The sequence below is a fragment of the Planococcus rifietoensis genome, from assembly GCF_001465795.2.
GTDB lineage: Bacteria > Bacillota > Bacilli > Bacillales_A > Planococcaceae > Planococcus > Planococcus rifietoensis.
The window spans coordinates 1,177,116-1,200,512 of record NZ_CP013659.2; the positions used below are offsets into that span (position 1 = coordinate 1,177,116).

Genomic DNA, 23,397 nt, shown 5'->3' on the forward strand with positions numbered 1-23,397 from the left:
ATGAAAGTCGTATTGCAGCGTTCAAAAAAAGCGTCCGTCACCGTTGACGGGCAAATTACCGGGGCAATCGATTCCGGCTATGTTTTATTGGTCGGCATTACCCATAGCGATAGTGAAGCGGATGCAATATACGCCGCCAAGAAAATTGCAGGACTTCGCCTGTTCGAAGACGAAGACGGCAAGATGAACCGCTCGATCGAGGAAGCCGGGGGCAGCGTGCTGTCGATTTCCCAGTTCACCTTGTACGGAGACGTGAAAAAAGGGCGGCGCCCGAGCTTTGTCGAAGCGGCGCGCCCCGAACAAGCGGAACCGTTATGGCTGAAATTCAACGAGGAATTGACAAGCCATGGCCTCCAGGTCGAAACCGGTGTATTCGGCGCAATGATGGATGTCCAGCTCGTCAACGACGGGCCGGTTACCATCATCGTCGATTCGGATGGGGCTAAGAAATAACGAGAAAAGGAGGTAAGCATGCGCTTGCCTCTTTTTTGATGGATAAAGCGCATGGAAATGGTTCGTTGAAGCTTTTAATTTCTAGTTAAAATCCGCTGTTAACAAAAAATGCCCCGCTTCTCTTTTGAGAAGCGGGGCATTCGATTTTATTCGCTTAATTCAGAATCGAAATAGCTGATGATGCCATTGTAAAGGCCAAGTGCTGCTTGCTCGCGGAATTGGTCGCTGGAGACGATGCGTTCTTCGTTGAAGTTGCTGAGGAAGCCAAGTTCGACGAGCACCGCAGCTTGGCGGTTGTCCCGCAAGACGAGGTAATTGCCTTTTCTCGCGCCGCGGTCATCGAGCGTCAATTTCCCAGCCAACCCACCGTTGATGTGCTCGGCCAATTTTTGCTGGTATGGATGCTGGTAATACGAAGTGAAGCCGGAAACGCTGCTGTCTTCCGTAGCATCGTAGTGGATGCTGATGAAGGCATCCGCTGCCACTTGATGGCTTTCGGAAACACGGTGGCGAAGATCGACGTAAACATCTGATTGTCTTGTCATGACGACTTCCGCCCCTGCTGAGCGCAGGTGATGGGACAAGATTTCAGCTGTTTTCAAAGTCAGGTCTTTTTCATTCGTTTTCCGGACGCCGACCGTGCCGCCATCATTGCCCCCATGGCCCGGGTCCAAGACGATCGTCAAGCCGTTCAATGTGCCGGCTTTTCTGGCCGGTTGTTCTTTTTCGGCCTCAGCCGGTTCAGCGGACGTTCCTGTGCGCACGACCCAGTCGGCAATATAAGCTTGGCGGCCGTCTTCAAGCGCCACTAAATACCATTGGCCTTCTTTGCCTTCGACTGATAGCTGCATGCCGGCATCCGCCCGCGTGACCACTTCTGATGAGGTGTTCGCTTGTGCGCGCAGATTCGTGCCATCGGTAAGGACGGTCACTTGTTCATCGATAGAGCTCGCTTGTTGTGCCGGCTGGTCGGACAATTCGCCGTAGAAGGCGTAGACCCAGCCGGTTTCACCTTCTGCAAGTTCAAGTTGGACCCAATTGCCGTCCATTCCTTTTACGTTGAATACTTGGCCTTCTTTAACGGAGGCCTGGATTTCCGCGTTTAAACTCGGTTCGGCACGGACATTCAGTGCGTCGACCGCGATGCGGAATGAAGACAATTTTTCAAGAGCTTGAGTCGTTTCTGCCTGTTCTTCGGAAGGCGAGTCTTCCAGTGACGAAACTTGTTGCTCCGTTAAGCTTATGTACTGTGTCGAGACGAAGCCGCGGACATTGCGGAATTGTACTTCTGTCCATTCGCCGTGGCTCGCGATGACTTGTGCTTGTTCACCGGCATTCATTTTCGACAGCACTGCGGAAGATAACTCTGCCTGCGCGCGGATGTTCAAGCTGTCGACGGACGATACGGCGGTTTGGGCTGCTGTCTCTTGCGCTTGTTCTGTGCTCACGAGCCAGGAAGCGACCCAGCCTTCTGTATTGCCGTGGCGGATCTCGATCCAATCGCCGCTGCGTGAAACCTGTTGTGCTTTGTCGCCTTGTTTCATCGAGCCGATCACTTCATAACTCAAACCCGGCCCGGTCCGGATATTGACCGTTGAGCCGGTCGCGGACACCTCGCCGTTATCTGCGTGGGCAGAATTCGAAACGGCTAATGGGATTGTGCCAGATAAGGCCAAAATGAAAACCAGCAAGGTGAGTAATAATCGTCGTTGCATAGCGGCCCTCCTAAAATAAGTTCATCTCCATCATAATATCAAAAAAATCAGGCAATGTATGCAAAAGCTTGACAAGATTTCTTCAGCTGATTAAGATTGATTTATTCTACTTATATAATTTTGCTGAAGACGGAGAAAGTAATTGCTGGCATCGACTGAAAAGAGAGGGAAAGCCCTGGGCTGAAAGCTTTCCTGCAGAGAACTGCAATGAACAACACTCCTGAGGTTCTTTACTGAACGGCGCAATGCGCTTATTAGGCTAAGACGGTTCCGGCCGTTATCCGGACAGAGAGGGCGCAGAAACTTGCGTCAACTAGGGTGGAACCGCGGAAGCTAATTTTTAGCTCTCGTCCCTTGCGCAAGCAAGGGGCGGGGGCTTTTTTGTATGGAAAAGGAGAGATGACAATGGGCAATATCCAAGCACCGCGCGGCACATACGACGTGCTGCCGCAAGAATCTGCCAAATGGCAGGAAATCGAACGGACGATCAATGAATTATGCAACCTGTATCAGTACAAGGAAATCCGCACGCCGGTTTTCGAACACACAGAATTGTTCCAGCGCGGCGTCGGCGACACGACCGATATCGTCCAAAAGGAAATGTATACATTCCAGGACCGTGGAGACCGTTCCTTGACGTTGCGCCCGGAAGGAACCGCATCCGTCGTGCGTTCGTATGTCGAACACAAACTCTTCGGCCAACCTGACCAGCCGGTGAAACTGTATTATACAGGCCCGATGTTCCGCTATGAACGTCCGCAAGCGGGGCGCATGCGCCAGTTCGTGCAGTTCGGCGTGGAAGCGATCGGCTCAAAAGATCCTGCGATCGATGCGGAAGTCATCGCGCTCGCCATGGACGTCTATAAATCGAGCGGGCTGAAAAGTTTGCGGCTCGTTTTAAATTCACTTGGCGATACCGAGAGCCGCTTGGCGCATAAGCAAGCGTTGATTGAACATTTCGCACCGTCGATCGATGAATTTTGCGGCGATTGCCAAAATCGCCTGGAGAAGAACCCGCTGCGCATTCTCGATTGCAAAGTGGACCGAGAGCATCCATTGATGGCGACGGCTCCTTCTCTTGCTGATTATTTGAATGAAGAATCGGCCGCTTATTTCACTCAGGTCAAGGATTATTTGGACGAACTCGGCATCAGCTATGTCGTCGATCCGAACCTGGTGAGAGGGCTTGATTATTATAACCACACCGCTTTTGAAATCATGAGCGAGGCAGAAGGCTTTGGGGCGATCACGACGCTTGCAGGCGGCGGCCGCTACAACGGGCTAGTCGAAGACCTCGGCGGCCCGGAATCGCCGGGAATCGGCTTTGCGATGAGCATCGAACGCTTGCTGCTCGCACTGGAAATGGAAAAAGTGGAAATCGGGCAAGACCAATCGCTTGATGCATACGTCATCGCAATGGATGCGGCATCGAAAAAGAAAGCCGTGTCGATTGTCCGCGACTTGCGCGCAAATGGCATCTCGGCGGATATGGATTTCACTGACCGCAAGATGAAAGCGCAGATGAAATCTGCCGACCGCAAAAAAGCACGTTTTGTCATCGTTATCGGTGAATCGGAGCTCGAGAGCGGCAAAGCGGCCGTCAAAGAAATGGCGACGCGTGACCAGCAGGAAGTGCCATTCGGCGAATTGGCTGAAAGCATCCAGAAAAAGAAATCATTGGAGGAATAAATATGTCGAGAACACATTATTGTGGAGAAGTGAACGAAACGGCAATCGGTCAGCGCGTATCATTGAAAGGGTGGGTCCGCAAACGCCGCGACCTCGGCGGATTGATTTTCGTCGATGTGCGCGACCGTTCAGGAATCGTCCAAGTGGTCTTCAACCCGGAAATTTCGGAAACAGCTTCAAAAATCGGCGAATCATTGCGCAATGAATTCGTCGTCCATATCGACGGGTTGGTTGTCGAACGGGCGGAAGGCCAAGTGAACGCAGCGATGAAAACCGGTAAAATCGAAGTGCAGGTGGATAATGTGGAAATTATCAATGCCGCGAAAAATCCGCCATTTGCGATCGAAGACCAAACGGATGTCAGCGAAGACCTGCGTTTGAAATACCGTTATTTGGACTTGCGCCGTCCCGCGATGTTCGAAACCTTGAAAATGCGTTCGGACGTTACGAAAACGATCCGCAATTTCCTCGACAGTGAAGGATTCTTGGATGTGGAAACACCGATTTTGACAAAATCCACTCCGGAAGGCGCACGCGACTATTTGGTGCCAAGCCGCGTCCACGACGGCGAATTCTATGCCTTGCCGCAATCACCGCAATTGTTCAAGCAAATGCTGATGGTTTCAGGAGTAGACAAATATTATCAAATCGCACGCTGTTTCCGCGATGAAGATTTGCGCGCTGACCGCCAGCCGGAATTCACGCAAATCGATATGGAAATGAGCTTCCAGACAATGGAAGACATCATTGAATTGAACGAACGCTTGATGATCCAAGTAATGAAGGATGTCAAAGGCATCGACATCGATGCAGGATTCGAGCGCATGGGCTACCAGGATGCCATGGAACGTTTCGGTTCAGATAAGCCTGATGTCCGCTTTGGCATGGAATTGACCGATGTTTCGGAACTGGTGAAAGACTCCGCATTTAAAGTCTTTACAGGAGCCGTTGAATCTGGCGGTCAAGTCAAACTGATCAATGCCAAAGGGCAAGCCGCCAACTATTCGCGTAAAGACATCGATGCACTCGGCGAATTCGCTGCGCGATACGGCGCGAAAGGCTTGGCGTGGCTGAAAGTGGAAGAAGGCGGCGTCAAAGGGCCGATTGCCAAATTCTTCGAAGGCGAGATGGCTGACAGCATGATCACAGCAGCTGAAGCGGAAGCAGGAGACTTGCTATTGTTTGTCGCCGACTCGAAAACGGTCGTGGCGGACGCTCTTGGTGCCTTGCGTATGAAGCTCGGCAAAGACTTGGACTTGATCGACCAATCGGTCTTCAAATTCCTATGGATCACCGACTGGCCGCTGCTTGAATACGACGATAAAGACGGCCGTTATTACGCAGCACATCATCCGTTCACGATGCCGTTTGAAGAAGACCTCGACAAACTGTCGACGGAACCGCAAAACGTCCGCGCACAAGCGTATGACTTAGTGTTGAATGGCTACGAACTCGGCGGGGGATCGGCGCGTATTTACAAACGCGACATCCAGGAGAAAATGTTTGAAGTACTCGGCTTCTCAAAAGAAGAAGCGACAGAGCAATTCGGCTTCTTGCTTGAAGCATTCGAGTACGGGACGCCTCCGCACGGCGGCATTGCGTTCGGACTTGACCGTTTGGTGATGCTATTGGCAGGGCGCACCAACTTGCGCGACACAATCGCATTTCCAAAGACCGCTTCCGCAAGCGATATGCTGACGGAAGCGCCGAGTCCAGTATCATCGGCCCAATTGGAAGAATTAAGCCTAGCGGTAACTATTCAGAATAGTGAAAAAGATTCAGAGTAAAAGGCTTGAACATCTTTTTCGGGTATGCTACTATACTTGTAGAGAGAATCCTGATGTGTTCGTTTTTAGCAATTCGATTTTGACCCAACATTTTGTCGTCGGGAGACCTACATATCGCCATGGCTAACATGCCTTAACGGGAAGTTATAAGTGGTGATGCGGTCACCCACCTGCTATAAGCGGGTTCAAACGATGCGCAACACAAAGGACGGCACGATCGGGATTCTTCCTACATAAGCAATCCAAATCCCTCCGGCATTTGCCGGAGGGATTTTCTATGTGTATAATCCCTAGTATCCCTATTTAATATTGAAACTGAAAGGCAGTGTGAATATGTTACATCAATTCTCAAGAAATGAACTCGCCATCGGCAAAGAAGGGATGGACCTGGTCAAAGGCTCGACGGTCGCCATTCTCGGAGTCGGCGGAGTCGGTTCATTTGCAGCCGAAGCTTGCGCAAGAAGCGGAGTCGGAAAAATCATCCTCGTCGATAAAGACGATGTCGACATCACCAACATCAACCGCCAATTGGTGGCGAATCTTTCCACGGTTGGCCAGTCCAAAGTTGAGGTCATGAAAAAGCGCATTCTGGATGTCAACGCGGACTGTGAAGTGGTAACGCTTCATATGTTCTATACAGAAGAGACCTATGAAGAATTTTTCAGCCACAAACCCGACTATGTTATCGATGCTTCGGATACGCTGATCTATAAAGTGCACCTGATCAAAGAATGCTACAGCCGCCGCATTCCGATCATCTCGAGCATGGGCGCCGCCAACAAGACGGACCCGACGCGCTTTAAAATTGCGGACATCTCGAAGACCCATACCGATCCGTTGGCCAAAATGATCCGCAAGAAACTCAAGCAAGCGGGCATCCGCAAAGGCGTACCGGTCATCTTCTCTGACGAAAGCCCGATTGTGGTGCGTGAAGATGTCGTCGAAACCGTTGGCAAAAAAGACGCAGCGATCCGCAAAGCGCAGATGCCGCCATCTTCCAACGCGTTCACCCCATCGACTGTCGGCTTGATCGCCGCGAGCTGGGTTGTCAACCAGATCACCAAATCAATCCATATCCAGCGCGTCAATCAATAGACAATAGAAAAAAGGCCGGAGAATGATCACATTCTCCGGCCTTTTTTGTGTATTATTTTTTGCGGAAGCCTTTCAGCTTTTCGTAGATGCCGGCGAATTTCTTTTCTTCTCCGGCGACGACGGGCTTGTAGAATTCCGCTTTTTTCAATTCTTTCGGCAAGTAGTCCTGGTCGGCCCAGCCGCCGAACGAGCCGATCGGTGTATCATGGGGATATTTATAGCCGCCATGACCGAGTTCGGCGCTGCCTGCATAATGGGTATCGCGCAGGTGCGGCGGGATGTCCCCAACCTGGCCTTTATTGATGGCGGCGGTGGCTGCATCGATGGCGCGGTAAGCAGAGTTGGATTTTTCCGATAGGCACATCTCCGCGACCGCTTGGGCGAGCGGGATGCGCGCTTCCGGTAACCCGAGCCGGTCCGCTGCCTGGCAAGCCGCGAGCACATGGCCGCCGACCGCCGGATTGGCAAGTCCGATGTCTTCGTAAGCCATGACGAGCAGGCGTCTCGTCACAGCGGTCAAGTCGCCATTTTCAAGCAAATGGGCGAGGTAATACATCGCCGCATTGACGTCGCTTCCGCGTACGGATTTCTGCAAAGCTGATAACAGGTTGAAGAAGTGGGAACCTTTTTTGTCACCGAATACGCCGACGCGTTTGATCATCTGCTCGATGATTCCGTCATCGACGAGGTATTCGCCGTCTTCTTCATCTGACGCGATGACGATCGATTCGAGCATCGTCAAAGCTTTTCTCGCGTCACCGTTCGTCCCTTCGGCGATGCGGGTGACTTGTTCTTTGGAAATCCGGATTTTTTCGCGGCCGAGCCCGCGCTTTTCATCCGCCAATGCGCTGTTCAATAGCTCGACAATATCGTCTTGTGTCAGCCGCTTGAGCTGCTTGATTTCGCCGCAGCGTGAGCGGATTGCTGGATTGACGTCGTGGAACGGATTTTCGGTCGTCGCGCCGATCAGCACGATCGAGCCGGATTCGACGTGCGGCAATAGCGCATCTTGTTGTAATTTATTAAAGCGGTGGATTTCATCCAAAAATAGCAATACTTTTCCGGTCATGCGCGCCTCTTGAACGACCGATTCGACATCTTTTTTGCCGGAAGTCGTCGCATTGAGCGCGATGAACGGCAAATCGGACGTGCCGGCGATGGCGTGGGCGATAGAAGTCTTGCCGATGCCGGGGTCTCCATATAAGAGCATGGACGGCACGTGGCCGCTTTTGATCATTTTATACAATGCAGTGGAGGGGCCGATGACGTCTTTTTGGCCGACGACTTCGTCAATCGTCCGCGGACGCATACGGAACGCGAGTGGTTCATTTTGCACGAGGAAAACTCCTTCCGTCTATTCATTCCATCAGTATAGCGAATCGTGCGCTGAAAGTCATTGAAAGCCTATGTACAGTAAGATATGCTATACTTATTTGAAGAATTGACGATTAGGTTCCAGAGGAGTAGTTTTAGATGAAAATATCAACGAAAGGCCGTTACGGCTTAACAATTATGATTGCATTAGGAAAACAATATGGGGCAGGCCCAGTTCCACTGCGCAAGATTGCCGCGGACAATGAATTGTCGGAAGCTTACCTTGAACAGCTCGTGGCACCGCTGCGCAATTCGGGGCTCGTGAAAAGTGTACGCGGCGCATACGGCGGCTATATGCTGACACGCCATCCGAAAGAGATTTCAGCAGGAGACGTCATCCGTGTGCTCGAGGGGCCGATCCAGCCGGTCGAAGGCATCGAAGACGAAAAGCAGCCACAGCGTGAATTATGGGGACGCATACGCGATGCCGTGAAGAACGTCTTGGACACAACGACAATCGAGGATTTGGCACAGACAGAAGAAGGCGACACCGAACATTATATGTTCTATATATAAGGAGTTAATCGATCATGAAACAAATCTATTTGGACCATGCGGCGACTTCGCCGATGCATCCGCAAGCAGCTGAAGTGTTTGCCAAAGCCTTAAGTGAGCATTACGGCAACCCATCAAGCATCCACCAGACCGGCCGCGATGCGCGGCGCGTTTTAGACGAAGCGCGGCACACGCTCGCTGTGAGCATCCACGCAGACGATAACGAAATCATCTTCACATCCGGCGGCACGGAGGCGGATAATTTGGCGATCTTCGGAACAGCCAGCGCTAAGGAAGGCCGCCATATCATCACCACTCAAGCTGAGCATCACGCCGTTCTTCACGCTTGTGAAGAATTGGCCAAACAGGGCTATGACGTGACGTATTTGCCGGTGGACGAAACTGGCCGCGTCAAGCCAGAAGACGTGAAACAAGCGCTGCGGGATGATACGATTCTCGTGACGGTCATGCTCGCCAATAATGAAATTGGCACGATTCAGCCCATTGCTGAAATCGGAGAGCTGTTGAAAGGGACGAATGTCACTTTCCATACCGATGCGGTACAGGCGTATGGCTTATTGCCAATCGATGTGGATGAGTTGAACGTCGACTTGCTTTCGGTCTCTGCCCATAAAGTGAATGGCCCGAAAGGCATCGGATTTTTATACCAGCGCAAAAACACGGCGCTCAAGCCCTTGATGTATGGCGGCGAGCAGGAGCGCAAACGCCGTGCCGGAACGGAAAACGTGCCGGCCATCCAGGCGTTTGCCAGCGCAGTGAAAATCGCGCAGGAAACAATGGAAGATAAACGCCAAGCGTTCACGGAATTCAAAGAGATTTTCCGTGCCGAATTCAAGGAAAATGGCATCGACTTTAAAGAAAACGGCACCGATCAATTGCCGCATATTTTCAATGTCTCCTTGGACGGCATCGACATTGAATCGTTCTTGGTCAATTTGGACCTGTCCGGCATCTCCGCATCAAGCGGGTCGGCGTGCACGGCCGGTTCGATCGACCCATCGCACGTCCTTGTTGCGATGTACGGGCAAAATGCCGCAGAACTGCGCAATTCGATCCGTTTCAGTTTTGGCATCGGCTTGACCGCCACGGATATTACACAAGCAGCCGGAAAAACGGCTCAAATCACGAAGCGCCTGGCGCAAAAATAGAAAAGGTGAATAAAAATGGAAACAAAAGCTCCACAAGATACACGCGTAGTCGTCGGCATGTCCGGAGGGGTCGACTCTTCGGTTGCCGCTTATTTATTGAAGCAGCAAGGTTATGATGTCATTGGCATCTTCATGAAAAACTGGGACGATACCGACGAAAACGGCGTCTGCACCGCGACGGAAGATTACGAAGACGTCATCCGCGTCTGCAACCAGATCGGCATCCCGTATTATGCGGTCAATTTTGAAAAACAGTATTGGGATAAAGTGTTCACGTATTTCCTCGAGGAATACAAAGCAGGACGCACGCCGAATCCAGACGTTATGTGCAATAAGGAAATCAAGTTCAAGGCATTTCTTGAACATGCCTTGAGCCTCGGTGCGGATTATCTCGCAACCGGCCATTACGCACGCGTCGAAACGGACGAAAGCGGCATCACACACATGCTCCGCGGCATCGACAACAATAAAGACCAAACGTATTTCTTGAACCAGCTGAACCAGGAACAATTGTCGAAAGTCATGTTCCCACTTGGTGCGATCGAGAAGAAGGAAGTTCGTGAAATTGCCCTTGAAGCAGGACTTGCGACAGCGACGAAAAAAGATTCGACGGGCATTTGCTTTATCGGCGAACGCAACTTTAAGGAATTCCTCAGCCAATATCTTCCAGCTCAACCGGGTTCTATGGAAACCTTGGAAGGCATCAAAAAAGGATCGCATGATGGATTGATGTATTACACGATCGGGCAACGCCAAGGCCTCGGCATCGGCGGAGCAGGCGACCCTTGGTTCGTTATCGGAAAAGACTTGGAGAAAAACGTCTTGTATGTCGGGCAGAACATTCACCACGACGCACTGTTTTCCGATAGCTTGACAGCGGTCAATTTAAGCTTCACGACAGGCGATGCGCCGTCCGCGAGTTTCCAGTGTACAGCGAAATTCCGCTACCGCCAGCAGGATGTCGGCGTCACAGTCGACATGAAAGACGGCGAAGCGGTCGTTACATTCGACGAGCCGGTCCGTGCGATTACACCGGGCCAAGCAGTCGTTTTTTACAACGGTGACGAATGCCTCGGCGGCGGCACAATCGACCGTGTCTTCAAAAACGGTTCACAGCTTGACTATGTAGGATAATGGGGGAATCGGCGATGAATTATAACGAAATTGGCATCAAAGCCTTGCAAGAAGGGCGTGCGGAAGAAGCTATCCAGGCGTTCACGAACGCCATTGAACAACAGCCGGAAGACGCACTGGGCTATATCAACTTCGGGCATGTATTGGCGTCGATGAACGAAATGGAGCGCGCTGAGCGGTTTTTTCAGAAAGCATTGACGCTCGATGAAACGTCCGCGACCGCTTATTATGGATTGGCGAATTTGTATTTCAACGCAGAACGTTACGAAGAAGCGCTGAAACTATACGAAAAAGCGGTTCAAAACGGCATTGAAGGATCCGATGCCCATTACATGATCGGCAAATGTTTCGAACGCATCGACCAGCCGAAGCTCGCCTTGCCTTATTTGCAGCGCGCTGTTGAACTGGACCCGAACGATTTGCAATCGCGGCTCAGCTATGGCATTGCCTTGGCTTCGATGGAATTATTCGACCTCGCGGAAGAGCAATTTGTTTATGCGCTTGAAATCGATGTGGACAATTCAGATGTCCATTACAACCTGGGCGTTTTGTATGCCGTATCGAGTGACCGTACGGAAGATGCCATGTACCATTTACAGCGTGCGTACACATTGGATGATAAAAACGAAATGGCGCGCTACGCCTACGATATGATCAACGAACGATTGAATTAAAGCAATGAAAGAGAGGAGACGGCCGCATGTCCGGACAGATCGATTTATTCCAAAAAGAAAGTGAATTTGTGCTGGGGCGTCCGGTCGTCTCGATTTTTCACAATCCCCAAAACCTCTTCTCCATCATCAAAGTGAAAATCCAGCAAACCAACACCCCGTATACCGAAAAGGAAATCATCGTCTCCGGTTATTTCCCGAAGCTGTCGCTAGAAGAGCAATACAAATTCACCGGCAGCGTCAAGAACCACCCGAAATACGGCGTGCAGTTCCAGGCCGAAACATTTAAGAAAGAAGTCCCTGAAACGGAACAAGGCGTCGTGCACTACCTGTCGAGTGATTTGTTTAACGGCATCGGTCGTAAAACCGCAGAGACGATTGTCAAGAAACTTGGCAGCGACGCCATCAAGAAAATCCTGGAAGACCCGGATGCGCTAGATGGCGTTCCACGCCTGTCCGATGAGAAAAAAGACACGATCCGCTCGACATTGCAGATGAACTTAGGCCTTGAACGCGTGATGATCCAATTGAACGATTGGGGATTCGGCCCGCAAATCGGCATGAGGATCTATCAGGCTTACAGAGAGGAAACAATTGATATCCTGACGAAAAACCCATTCCAGCTTATCGAGGAAATCGAAGGCATCGGCTTCCACCGGGCGGACGAGCTCGGATCGAAACTCGGCATCACCGGCAGCCACCCTGACCGCATCAAAGCGGCGATCCTTCATGTCTTGAACCAGGCGTCATTGTCAGAAGGGCATGTGTTCGTCGATGCGAAGAATTTGATTCCGCTTGTTAAGCAAATGCTTGAAGCGAGCCAGCGCGAAGACATTCCGGTCGACTCGATTTCCAAGGCGGCGATTGAGTTGAATGAAGAAGGCAAAGTGGCGGGGGAAGAGACCCGCCTTTATTTGCCGTCGCTGTATTATTCGGAAGTCGGCATTGCGACGAAGCTGGAAACCTTGATTGCCGAGCAAGAGACGCGGGACGGGTTCCCGTCATCCGAGATCCGCAAAGCGCTTGGCGAAGCGGAAGAGCGGCTCGGCGTGAATTATGCAGAGACACAAATCGATGCCATCGAGAAAAGCTTGAATTCGAGCGTCATGATCCTCACCGGCGGCCCGGGAACCGGTAAGACGACCGTCGTCCGGGGATTGGTCGAAGTTTACGCAGAGCTGCATGGCCTGTCGCTCGACCCGAAAGACTACGCCAAGAAAAAAGAGCCGTTCCCGATCATTTTGGCAGCTCCCACAGGACGTGCGGCAAAACGCTTGAGTGAGTCGACCGATTTGCCGGCGATGACGATTCATCGTTTGCTCGGCTTTAACGGGCAGGAACGGGAAGAGGAAACGGAAAAAGACATCGAAGGCAAATTAATCATCATCGATGAAATGTCGATGGTCGACACGTGGCTTGCCCATCAATTATTAAAAGCGGTCCCTGTCGACGCCCAGCTGATCTTTGTCGGCGACCAGGACCAATTGCCGCCGGTCGGCCCCGGGCAAGTACTGCGGGACATGCTGGCGTCCGGCCGCATTCCGACGGTCGAGCTGACGGAAATCTACCGCCAAAGCTCTGGCTCGTCGATCATCGAACTCGCCCACCAAATGAAAGCCGGAAAACTGCCGGATAATATCGAAGCGAAGACATCCGACCGATCGTTCATCCGCGCAGGCGCCGACCAGATTCCGATGGTCGTCGAAAAAGTAGTCAAAAGCGCATTGTCAAAAGGCCATACCATCAAAGACATCCAAGTGCTCGCGCCGATGTATAAAGGGCCAGCCGGAATCGATGCGTTAAATCAGATGATCCAGCAAATGGTCAACCCAAACGATGACGGGTCCCGCAAAGAGCTGGTGTTCGGCGATATCACTTACCGCATCAATGACAAAGTGCTGCAGCTGGTCAACCAGCCCGAGAGTAATGTCTTCAACGGCGATATGGGCGAAGTGGTCGCCATCATGAAAGCGAAAGAGACGGTGGAAAAGCAGGATCTGCTCGTCGTGTCGTTCGATGGCATTGAAGTGACCTATCAGCGCAGCGACTTGAACCAGCTGACGCTCGCCTATTGCTGTTCGATCCATAAAGCGCAAGGATCGGAATTCCCGACGGTCATAATGCCGGTCGTCCGCGGCTATATGAAAATGCTGCGGCGCAACCTGCTCTACACCGGCATCACGAGAAGCCGCGACTTCCTCATCCTGTGTGGTGACCCGGGTGTGTTCCGCTACGGGGTCGAGCGTACCGATGATTCGAGCCGCCTGACCACCTTGGCAGACCGGCTGGGCATAGCGGCTGTTCCGGACGAAGGAGCGGCCTCGGATGCACTAGAAGCATCGACCGAAAAGCCGGAGCCAGAAGCGGAAGCTGCAGGGCCGAAAAGCCTGACGCAGCAAAACGCCCACCGCATCCATCCGATGATCGGCATGGAAGGCATCACGCCGCGCGACTTTCAAGAAGCGTGAGCGTGCTTGACAAGGCCCGCGTGGTTTTCTATAATTCAATTTATAACAGATAGACAACACCTAGACGGAGACAGTAAAGAGATTCCGGCTGCTTAGAAAAAGGCTCCCCTTGGCTGAAAGGGCCTTCTGCCGCATCTTTTGAACGCTACTCCCGAGTGCAGCTAATCACTGCCGTCCCGCCGCGTTAAGGCGCTTGAGAGACACAGGATATTTTTCCTGTGTAACCAGGGTGGTACCGCGAATCGAGCCTTCGTCCCTTTTTATTAGGGGATGAAGGCTTTTTATTATGCAGAAGGAGGAATTTTGATGAAGAATTTGAAAGCTGAAGAAATCAGAAAGCTCTATCTCGACTTTTTTAAAGAAAAAAACCACGACGTGGAACCGAGCGCGCCGCTTGTGCCGTTTGAAGACCCGTCTTTATTGTGGATCAACAGCGGTGTCGCGACTTTGAAGAAATATTTTGACGGGCGCGTCATCCCGGAAAATCCGCGCATCGTCAACGCGCAAAAATCGATCCGCACGAACGATATCGAGAACGTCGGCAAGACGGCACGCCATCATACATTCTTCGAAATGCTCGGCAACTTCTCTATCGGTGAATACTTTAAAACAGAAGCGATCCACTGGGCATGGGAATTCCTGACGGACGACAAATGGATCGGATTCGATGCCGACAAGTTGTCGGTGACGATCCATCCGGAAGACGAGGAAGCTTATGCCATCTGGCTCAACGAAGTCGGCGTACCGGCTGAACGCATCATCCGCTTAGAAGGAAACTTCTGGGATATCGGCGAAGGCCCGAGCGGACCGAACTCCGAAATCTTCTACGACCGCGGCGAGAGCTACGGCAATGACCCTGAAGACCCTGAATTGTACCCGGGTGGGGAGAATGAGCGCTACTTAGAAATCTGGAACTTGGTGTTCTCCCAGTTCAACCACAATCCGGACCATACGTACACGCCGCTTCCGAAACAGAACATCGATACGGGAATGGGCTTGGAACGCATGGCTTCGGTCGTGCAAGATGTGCCAACTAACTACGATACGGACCTATTCGTGCCGATCATTGAGAAGACAGCAGAAATTTCCGGGAAATCCTACGGCGAAAGCCAGGAACAGGACATGGCATTCAAAGTCATCGCCGACCATGTGCGCACAGTCGCATTTGCCATTGGAGACGGCGCTTTGCCATCAAACGAAGGCCGCGGCTATGTGCTGCGCCGCCTGTTGCGCCGCGCTGTCCGCTACTCGAAGAAACTCGGCATCGAAAAACCGTTCATGTACCAGCTTGTGCCGGTTGTCGGCGACATCATGCAGAGCTTCTACCCAGAAGTCAAAGACAAGGAAGATTTCATTGTCCGCGTCATGAAACTCGAAGAAGAACGTTTCCTTGAAACCTTGCATGACGGTTTGGAAATCCTGTCCACGGTTGCCGAAAAGCAAAAGCAAGCCGGCCATAGCGAAATCCCTGGCGAAGATGTGTTCCGTCTGTATGATACGTACGGATTCCCAGTGGAGTTGACGGAAGAATACGCAGAAGATGTCGAAATGACTGTCGACCATGCAGGATTTGAGCGTGCGATGAACGAGCAGCGCGAACGTGCAAGAAACGCGCGCCAAAACGTCAATTCCATGCAGACACAATCCGAGGTGCTCGGCAATATAAAAGAAGAAAGCGAATTTATCGGCTATACGCACACAGTCGCGGACGCTGAAATCGTCGCTATCGTCAAAGACGGGGAATTGGTCGACAGCGCACAAGAAGGCGAAGAAGTGCAGCTTGTGCTGGACCGCACGCCATTCTATGCGGAAAGCGGCGGACAGATCGCCGACAAAGGAATTTTGTCGAATGATTTGGTGTCAGCTTCTGTACTCGATGTGAAAAAAGCGCCGAACGGACAGAACTTGCATAATGTGCGGGTTGATTCCGGCGAATTGACGAAAACGGCTGTCAAAGCGAAAGTCGATGCATCCGAGCGCCGCCATACAATCAAGAACCATACGGCGACCCACCTCTTGCACCAGGCATTGAAAGATGTACTCGGCACGCACGTCAACCAGGCAGGATCGTACGTCGGTCCAGACCGGCTGCGTTTTGACTTCTCTCACTTCGGGCAAGTGACGAAAGAGGAACTCTCGACGATCGAGCAGGCAGTCAATGAAAAGATCTGGGAAGGCATCGAAGTCGAATCCGGCTACCACAATCTGCAGGAAGCAAAAGATATGGGCGCGATGGCTTTGTTCGGTGAAAAATACGGCGATGTCGTCCGTGTCGTTGCGATCAGCGACTACTCGCTTGAGCTATGCGGCGGAATCCACGTGGCGAACACGTCCGAAATCGGCGTCTTCAAAATCGTCTCAGAAGGAGGCATCGGTGCTGGCGTACGCCGCATCGAAGCATTGACCGGAAAAGGCGCTTATGTGAGCATGAAGCAAAGCGAGAAGACTTTGGATGAAGCAGCTTCCTTGTTGAAAGCCAACCCGCGCGACCTCGTGCAAAAAGTCGAATCCACGCAAGCCGACATCAAAGCGTTGCAGCGCGAAAATGAATCACTGCTGCAGAAAATTGCCAATGCACAGTCCGGTGAATTGCTGGAGTCGGCAAGAAAAGTCGGCAATGTGACAGTATTGTCCGCAAAAGTTCAAGCAAAAGACAATAATCAGCTGCGCCAGATGGTCGATGACCTGAAAGCGAAATTCGAGCAGGCGGTCATCGTTCTCGGTGCGAGCGACGGAGACAAGGTTATGCTAGCAGCGGGCGTATCGAAAAACATTGCCGGTAAGGATTACCACGCCGGCAATATCGTCAAAGCGGTCGCAGAACAATGCGGTGGCAAAGGCGGCGGGCGTCCGGACATGGCGATGGCCGGGGCGAAAAATCCAGAGCAATTGGATGCGGCGCTCGAATCGGTCTACACTTTGGTCAAATAGGTTTAACAAATCTGTGCTTTCAGTTATAATGGGATTCAGCAAGAGGAACGAATTGCCAATACACATTCCGAAAGTGAGGTGCTTGTCGTGAGCTCATTTGATCGCACGATGAAATTCGATTCATCCGATGAATCGATGGAGCAGGACGTAAAGCAGGTAATGCTGCAAGTCCATGCTGCTCTAGAGGAAAAAGGCTACAACCCGATCAATCAGATCGTCGGGTATCTACTTTCAGGTGATCCGGCTTATATCCCTCGCCACCAGGATGCCCGGAACATGATCCGGAAACTGGAGCGGGATGAAATTTTGGAAGAACTGGTGAAGTTCTACATCAAAAAGAATAACGAGGAATAATTATGCGAACAATGGGATTGGATGTCGGCTCCAAAACGATCGGAGTGGCGATCAGCGATGCATTGGGCTGGACGGCACAAGGCATCGAAACCGTCAAAATCGACGAGGCGAACGGCCAGTTCGGGCTTGAACGCCTTGGCGAATTGATCAAGGAATACAAAGTAACGGAAGCGGTCGTGGGCTACCCGAAGAACATGAACAACTCCATCGGGCCACGGGCAGAAGCTTCCGAAAGATTTGCAGCATTGCTAAAAGAAGGATATGATATACCGGTAGTGCTTTGGGATGAAAGGCTGACGACGATGGCAGCAGAGAAAATGCTGATTTCTGCCGATGTCAGCCGGAAAAACCGCAAAAAAGTAATCGACAAGATGGCCGCAGTGATGATTTTGCAAGGCTATCTTGATTCAAAAAAATGATGAGGTGACACAAATGGAACATGGTCAAGAGCATATTACAGTAGTGGACGAGCACGGGAACGAGCAATTATTCGAAGTGTTGTTCACATTTGAATCGGAAGATTTCGGAAAATCATACGTCTTGTACTTCCCAGTAGGGGCAGATGAGGACGAAGAAGGTGAGATCGAAATCCACGCATCTTCTTTCACTGAAAACCTGGATTCTGATGAGAAAGTTTCCGGCGGCGAACTTCGCCCGGTAGAAACAGAAGAAGAATGGGACATGATCGAAGAAATGCTCAATACTTTCCTTGAGGAAGAAGAAGAAAACGAAGAGCAATAACCATAAGGGGGACGGAATTGAACCTTGATTCCGTCCCTTTCGTTTGAATCGCCTTCTGTTTTGGAGAGATGAATAGCTGAGGGGGAACACCCGTGGAAAAGCAGTCAAAAAAAGATGTCATGTTCGACAGGATGAAGGAAAAGAAAAAAGAAGTGAGAGTCGTTCGGCGCATCGTGCTGATCGTGGCGCTCGTCCTTCTTGTAGTCGTCGCAGTGGCCGGCTGGCAAGCTTATAGCTATGTCACGGACGCACTCGAACCTGTCGATCCGGATTCCCAGGAAGTCATCGATGTTGAAGTGCCGATCGGTTCCAACCTGGACAGCATTGCCGCCTTGCTTGAAGAGAACGGCGTCATTAAAGATGCCAGAATCTACAAGTATTACGTCAAGTTCAAAAATGAATCGGAATTTCAGGCAGGCAGCTATGGCTTGACTCAATCGATGACATTGGACGAAATAACGGAAAGTTTGAAAACTGGAAAAGTTTACCATGAACCGTTGTACACGATCAACGTTCCTGAGGGCTTGACCTTAGAAGAAATTGCCGAGCGCGTAATTGCGGAAAATACGGAATACACCGCCGAGCAGTTTATGGATCAAGTGCAGGACGAAGCCTATATCGACGAATTGATGGTCAAATACCCTGATTTGCTGACAGAGGAAATCAAAGGCGAGGACGTCAAATTTGCGCTCGAAGGCTATCTGTTCCCGGCCACTTATCCGATCTATGAGGAAAATCCTTCGCTTACCGTATTGATCGAGCAAATGCTTGATGCTACGAAAGCGAATATCGAACCGTACCAAAGCGTATTGCAGGAAGAGGAGAAATCGCCTCATTGGCTGCTGACTTTCGCTTCGCTATTAGAGGAAGAAGCGACTGCGAAATCAGATCGCCAAACCATCGCAAGCGTGTTCTACAACCGCATAGATCAAGACATGCCGCTGCAGACAGACCCGACCGTCATTTATGCAATGGGAGAGCATAAGGACCGCTTGTTCAACTCGGATTACGAGTTCGAAGATCCTTACAGCACCTATACGAATAAAGGCTTGCCGCCAGGACCGATCGCCGCTGCTGGCGCATCATCCATCGAAGCGGTGCTCGACCCGAACCAAACGGATTATCTATACTTCCTGGCTGACTCAGAAGGCAATAACTACTTCTCGACCAGCTACGAACAGCATCTAGAATACCGCGATGAACATATCGGAAATTGATCTAAGAAGGAAGGGAGCGTCCGTTTCCCTTCTTCTTTTCTGTTCAATTGAAGGATTAGAGCATGAAAGGAGCGGACATCCACAATGCCCGGTACAACAATAGAAGCTTTATTCGAAACAATGCGCTCTTACGCCGCAGAACATCATGTGCCGATCATGGAAGAGCAGGGCATCGGGGAGCTGTTGGAATTATTGCAGCAGCAAAAGCCGCAGCGTTTGCTTGAACTGGGAACGGCTATCGGTTATTCAGCACTTCGGATGGCCGATGACTTGCCTGGCGTCAGCATCGACACACTTGAACGGGATGAAGGGCGCCACAGCAAGGCGCTTGGGTTCATCCATGAATCGGGCCTGGAAGGGCGTGTGCAGGCTATTTGTGCCGATGCGCTCGAACTGGATATTGCCGAATTGACCCCGTTTTACGATGCCATATTCATCGACGCAGCTAAAGGGCAGTATGAGCGTTTCTTCAATAAATACGAAAGTTTACTGTCTCCAGGCGGCATCATTTATTGCGATAATATGTCGATGCACGGCATGGCAGAACAGCCGATCAAAGAAGTGCCGAGACGCAAACGCACCATGATCCGCAACATCCGCTCGTTCCGTGAAACCATGGACGGGCATCCCGGCTTCGACTGCAAGCTTTTGCCAGTCGGTGACGGGCTTCTCGTCTGCAAGAAAAAATGAAAATCGAAACACAAGGAGTTAACGTATATGTCTAAAAACAGACCGGTCGTCATCGGCATCGCTGGCGGTTCAGGATCAGGCAAGACCAGTGTCACCAATTCCATTTACGAAGTCTTCAAAGAACATTCCGTGGTGGTCATCGAGCAGGATTACTATTATAAAGACCAAAGCCACCTCGAGTTTGAAGAGCGCCTCGAGACCAATTATGACCATCCGCTCGCTTTCGATACAGATCTATTGATCAAGCATGTCAACGAACTGCTCGAACGGCGTGCGATTGAAAAGCCGATCTATAATTACGCGTTGCATACCCGTGCAGAAGAAAGTATTGTGATCGACCCGAAAGATGTTATCATTCTTGAAGGCATCCTGGTCTTGGAAGATGAGCGTTTGCGTGAGTTGATGGACATTAAGCTATTTGTCGATACCGATGCGGACCTCCGCATCATCCGCCGCTTGATGCGCGACATCAATGAGCGCGGCCGCACGATCGACTCGGTCATTGAGCAATATTTGACGGTCGTCCGTCCAATGCACAATCAATTCATCGAGCCGACAAAGCGCTATGCAGACGTCATTATCCCGGAAGGCGGCCAAAACGAAGTCGCAATTGATCTAATGGTTACAAAAATTAAAACAATTCTTGAATAGATTGGTAATTTATAATAGAATGATACGAGACTGACGGGTGTTAGCGCATCCATAGTCAGCAGTTGAAGGAGTGGGAAGAGTATGGCAAATGATAAACAATTTCCGATGACAGCTGCCGGAAAGCAGAAGTTGGAAGATGAACTGGATTATTTGAAAACGGTCAAACGCAAAGAAGTGGTGGAACGCATTAAAGTAGCAAGAAGCTTCGGGGACTTGTCCGAGAACTCCGAATATGATTCCGCCAAGGAAGACCAAGCCTTTGTCGAAGGGCGCATTTCTACATTGGAATCCATGATCCGCAATGCGGTAATTATAAATGAAGAGGAAGCCGGCAACGATGTCGTGCGCCTCGGGAAAACAGTTACGTTTATGGAAATTCCAGACGGCGAAGAAGAAGCCTACACAATCGTCGGTTCTGCAGAAGCAGACCCGTTGGAAGGGCGTATTTCGAACGACTCGCCAATCGCCAAAAGCATGCTTGGCCGCACTGTTGGCGACCGTGTGAAAGTATTGACGCCAGGCGGGGAAATGGAAGTCAAGATCGTTTCGATCAATTGATGCACCCAGCCATTCCTATGGGAGTGGCTGTTTTTTTGATGGATGAAACAAAACTTTAGTTGAAACGTCAAATTTGTCATGGGCTAAATATGATAAAATATGTGTAAAGGGGGGCTTTCCATGGCTAACGAAGAAAAATCTTATCCCTCTCGTTTGAATAAGAATAAGAACAATAAAAATCGTTCGAATTCCATCCTGAATATCATGATCGCTTTAGTATTTACTTTGGTGGTTATCATCGGGGCGACATTGCTATTCGGAGGCGGCGACGATTCAGCAGATCCTGAATCAACAGAAACAACGCCGGAAACAGAGAGCCAAACGAGCGGCGATGACGATACGCAAGTGACAGCAGAAGAGAATGACCTCGAGGCTGAAGAGAAAGCTGAAGAGGAAGCCAAGGCTGAAGAAGAAGCTGCAGCCAAAAAAGAAGCTGAAGAAAAAGAAAAAGAAAAAGAAGAAGAGGAAGAAGAAACCAAAGGCGGTACCATTACACGTGAAGAGTCCAACGACCCGATCGTCAGTGAAACCATCGTCAACACCAGCTGGGAGCCTGTCGGCACTAGCCAAAGCGGCGACCATGTTTCTTCATACCAGAAAAACTCGGTTGATTGGAACGAAAAAATTGAAGCGGTCACTTATGCTACCGGTTTGTCCCAGAATGATATGTATGTCATGATGGTCCAAAATGGCGGCGGGCCGCAAAAATCCATTGCGACAGTCCAGTCGAAAGACCAATCCGAGAAGTACCGCGTCTACCATGAATGGGTAGACGGTGAAGGTTGGAAACCTGAGAAAATGGATGTACTCAAAACGCTGGACGGCGCCTACTAACAGGGCGCCGTTTTTCCGGCGTAATCATGGATGCAAGGAGCGGATACAATGAGAATCGGCGTAATCGGCGCAATGGAAGAAGAGGTAGAATTGTTGCGCAATCAATTAGCGAACACATCTGTTCGTGAAATCGCCAATAGCGAATTCACGACAGGTACATACAAAGGCCAGGAACTCATCCTATTGAAAAGCGGCATTGGCAAAGTCAACGCGGCGATGACGACTACGATTCTGATGCAGGAGTTCAAGCCTGACCTGGTCTTGAACATCGGTTCTGCTGGTGGCTTTGATGAGGAGCTGGAAGTCGGGGCAGTGGTCATTTCGGATGAAGTGCGCCACCACGATGTGGACGCAACCGTTTTTGGCTATGAACTGGGGCAAGTGCCGCAAATGCCGGCTGCCTATATCGCCAATAAGGAATTGATTGAACTGGCAGTCCAGGCGGTCGATGAAATTGGTGAACACCAGCATGCCGTCGGGCTGATCGCAACAGGCGATTCGTTTATGAGCGATCCCGATCGCGTGGCATTGGTGAAACAGCAGTTTCCAGAAATGAAAGCAGCGGAAATGGAAGCGGCTGCCGTCGCGCAAGTTTGTTTCCAATACGATACGGCGTTTGTCGTCATCCGCGCCTTGTCGGATATCGCCGGCAAGGAATCCTCGGTCTCGTTCGATGAATTTCTTCCGGTTGCGGCCAAGCATTCGACTGAAATCGTCCTGCGTGTTATCGAAAAGATGCTCCAGCGTATATAAAAGAAACTTCATCCCAAAACAAGCAAAAAAGCTGAGGGCATCAAGCCCTCAGCTTTTATACTTTTCGTAATGAAAATGTACTGATCATCAATAGTGAAGAGATCAATAGGATGAACATATAGACAGCAGGCGACCAATGGCCGAACCCGAAATATGACAAAGTTAGCACAGTTCCGGCTGCGGTGATCGGCAAGCCGGTGAAATAACCATTTGATTCGGTAATATTAAAGCGTGCGAGGCGGAATGCGCCGCATGAAATATAGATAACGGTGAACACCATGCCGGCCAGTCCAAAATCCTGCAAAGCGAGCTGATGGATCAGCAATGCCGGCGCCACGCCGAACGAAATGATATCCCCCATGGAATCCAATTGTTTGCCGAGTTCGGATTCCTGATTGTATTTTCTCGCGACCATGCCGTCAAAACGGTCCAAAAATGCAGCGATAAAAATAAACAGCACACTATAACTGTAGTATTCGTTCAAAGTCGCCATTAATGAGGCGCCACCGAACACCATATTACCGATTGTCAATGTGTTGGCTGCCTGGCTTTTCAGCCTTTTAATGGTGTGGTCCATTTTGTCGATCAATATCAATGCAAGCGCTCCTTTTTTTCGAT

At 50.7% G+C, this 23,397-nt stretch carries 22 protein-coding genes, 1 other RNA gene and 1 other annotated feature; of the genes, 20 read left to right on the forward strand and 3 right to left on the reverse strand.

The window, feature by feature from the left end; genetic code table 11:
• Positions 1-453 carry a D-aminoacyl-tRNA deacylase gene (gene dtd / locus AUC31_RS05700; protein ID WP_058380977.1) on the forward strand — a complete coding sequence of 151 codons (453 nt, stop codon included), beginning with the start codon at positions 1-3 and terminating at the stop codon, positions 451-453.
• 146 nt (positions 454-599) lie between these two features.
• Here the strand turns inward: dtd and AUC31_RS05705 are convergent, their stop codons facing one another.
• The gene (locus tag AUC31_RS05705) at positions 600-2,168 is read right to left on the reverse strand and encodes an N-acetylmuramoyl-L-alanine amidase family protein (protein WP_058380976.1); all 1,569 of its coding nucleotides are present in this window, start codon (positions 2,166-2,168) and stop codon (positions 600-602) included.
• Positions 2,169-2,285: 117 nt separating this feature from the next.
• Positions 2,286-2,526: a binding site (T-box leader), on the forward strand.
• A 47-nt stretch (positions 2,527-2,573) separates the two neighbouring features.
• Here AUC31_RS05705 and hisS point away from each other — a divergent pair.
• From hisS to AUC31_RS05725, 4 genes are all read left to right on the forward strand, one after another.
• The gene (gene hisS / locus AUC31_RS05710; RefSeq protein ID WP_058380975.1) at positions 2,574-3,857 is read left to right on the forward strand and encodes a histidine--tRNA ligase; all 1,284 of its coding nucleotides are present in this window, start codon (positions 2,574-2,576) and stop codon (positions 3,855-3,857) included.
• 2 nt (positions 3,858-3,859) lie between these two features.
• A complete protein-coding gene (gene aspS, locus AUC31_RS05715) occupies positions 3,860-5,644 on the forward strand; it encodes an aspartate--tRNA ligase (RefSeq protein WP_058380974.1) in 1,785 nt (594 codons plus the stop codon).
• Positions 5,645-5,688: 44 nt separating this feature from the next.
• Positions 5,689-5,872: non-coding RNA, 6S RNA (ssrS, locus tag AUC31_RS05720), on the forward strand.
• A gap of 105 nt (positions 5,873-5,977) precedes the next feature.
• Positions 5,978-6,739, forward strand: coding sequence for a tRNA threonylcarbamoyladenosine dehydratase (locus tag AUC31_RS05725; RefSeq protein ID WP_058380973.1), 762 nt, complete (start codon positions 5,978-5,980; stop codon positions 6,737-6,739).
• A 52-nt stretch (positions 6,740-6,791) separates the two neighbouring features.
• Here the strand turns inward: AUC31_RS05725 and AUC31_RS05730 are convergent, their stop codons facing one another.
• Entirely contained in the window at positions 6,792-8,075 is a 1,284-nt protein-coding gene (locus AUC31_RS05730) for a replication-associated recombination protein A (protein ID WP_058380972.1), read from the reverse strand.
• A 137-nt stretch (positions 8,076-8,212) separates the two neighbouring features.
• Here AUC31_RS05730 and cymR point away from each other — a divergent pair, with 137 nt between their 5' ends.
• The 15 genes from cymR to mtnN all read left to right on the forward strand — a co-directional run bounded on the left by cymR (position 8,213) and on the right by mtnN (position 22,779).
• A complete protein-coding gene (cymR, locus tag AUC31_RS05735; protein ID WP_058380971.1) occupies positions 8,213-8,629 on the forward strand; it encodes a cysteine metabolism transcriptional regulator CymR in 417 nt (138 codons plus the stop codon).
• 14 nt (positions 8,630-8,643) lie between these two features.
• Positions 8,644-9,777 carry a cysteine desulfurase family protein gene (locus AUC31_RS05740; protein ID WP_058380970.1) on the forward strand — a complete coding sequence of 378 codons (1,134 nt, stop codon included), beginning with the start codon at positions 8,644-8,646 and terminating at the stop codon, positions 9,775-9,777.
• A gap of 15 nt (positions 9,778-9,792) precedes the next feature.
• Positions 9,793-10,911 carry a tRNA 2-thiouridine(34) synthase MnmA gene (gene mnmA, locus AUC31_RS05745; RefSeq protein WP_058380969.1) on the forward strand — a complete coding sequence of 373 codons (1,119 nt, stop codon included), beginning with the start codon at positions 9,793-9,795 and terminating at the stop codon, positions 10,909-10,911.
• Positions 10,912-10,925: 14 nt separating this feature from the next.
• Complete coding sequence (locus AUC31_RS05750; protein WP_058380968.1) at positions 10,926-11,585, forward strand: tetratricopeptide repeat protein; 660 nt, start codon at positions 10,926-10,928, stop codon at positions 11,583-11,585.
• Positions 11,586-11,611: 26 nt separating this feature from the next.
• Complete coding sequence (gene recD2 / locus AUC31_RS05755; RefSeq protein ID WP_058380967.1) at positions 11,612-14,050, forward strand: SF1B family DNA helicase RecD2; 2,439 nt, start codon at positions 11,612-11,614, stop codon at positions 14,048-14,050.
• Positions 14,051-14,356: 306 nt separating this feature from the next.
• A complete protein-coding gene (gene alaS, locus AUC31_RS05760) occupies positions 14,357-16,981 on the forward strand; it encodes an alanine--tRNA ligase (RefSeq protein WP_058380966.1) in 2,625 nt (874 codons plus the stop codon).
• 87 nt (positions 16,982-17,068) lie between these two features.
• Positions 17,069-17,335: an IreB family regulatory phosphoprotein gene (locus AUC31_RS05765; protein ID WP_058383651.1), complete on the forward strand. Its 267-nt coding sequence runs from the start codon at positions 17,069-17,071 to the stop codon at positions 17,333-17,335.
• A gap of 2 nt (positions 17,336-17,337) precedes the next feature.
• Complete coding sequence (ruvX, locus tag AUC31_RS05770; RefSeq protein ID WP_058380965.1) at positions 17,338-17,754, forward strand: Holliday junction resolvase RuvX; 417 nt, start codon at positions 17,338-17,340, stop codon at positions 17,752-17,754.
• Between the two features lie 13 nt (positions 17,755-17,767).
• Positions 17,768-18,076, forward strand: coding sequence for a DUF1292 domain-containing protein (locus tag AUC31_RS05775; protein WP_058380964.1), 309 nt, complete (start codon positions 17,768-17,770; stop codon positions 18,074-18,076).
• A 92-nt stretch (positions 18,077-18,168) separates the two neighbouring features.
• The gene (gene mltG, locus AUC31_RS05780; RefSeq protein ID WP_157073464.1) at positions 18,169-19,293 is read left to right on the forward strand and encodes an endolytic transglycosylase MltG; all 1,125 of its coding nucleotides are present in this window, start codon (positions 18,169-18,171) and stop codon (positions 19,291-19,293) included.
• 84 nt (positions 19,294-19,377) lie between these two features.
• Complete coding sequence (locus AUC31_RS05785) at positions 19,378-19,983, forward strand: O-methyltransferase (RefSeq protein ID WP_058380963.1); 606 nt, start codon at positions 19,378-19,380, stop codon at positions 19,981-19,983.
• 27 nt (positions 19,984-20,010) lie between these two features.
• Complete coding sequence (gene udk / locus AUC31_RS05790; protein WP_058380962.1) at positions 20,011-20,634, forward strand: uridine kinase; 624 nt, start codon at positions 20,011-20,013, stop codon at positions 20,632-20,634.
• Positions 20,635-20,715: 81 nt separating this feature from the next.
• On the forward strand, positions 20,716-21,192 hold the full coding sequence (gene greA / locus AUC31_RS05795; protein ID WP_058380961.1) for a transcription elongation factor GreA: 477 nt from the start codon (positions 20,716-20,718) through the stop codon (positions 21,190-21,192).
• A gap of 120 nt (positions 21,193-21,312) precedes the next feature.
• On the forward strand, positions 21,313-22,026 hold the full coding sequence (locus AUC31_RS05800) for a YrrS family protein (RefSeq protein WP_058380960.1): 714 nt from the start codon (positions 21,313-21,315) through the stop codon (positions 22,024-22,026).
• A gap of 48 nt (positions 22,027-22,074) precedes the next feature.
• Complete coding sequence (mtnN, locus tag AUC31_RS05805) at positions 22,075-22,779, forward strand: 5'-methylthioadenosine/S-adenosylhomocysteine nucleosidase (RefSeq protein WP_058380959.1); 705 nt, start codon at positions 22,075-22,077, stop codon at positions 22,777-22,779.
• 55 nt (positions 22,780-22,834) lie between these two features.
• On the opposite strand, the gene pssA is transcribed toward mtnN, so the two are convergent.
• Positions 22,835-23,356, reverse strand: a complete 522-nt coding sequence (pssA, locus tag AUC31_RS05810; RefSeq protein WP_418054983.1) for a CDP-diacylglycerol--serine O-phosphatidyltransferase — start codon at positions 23,354-23,356, stop codon at positions 22,835-22,837.
• Positions 23,357-23,397: the final 41 nt, after the last annotated feature.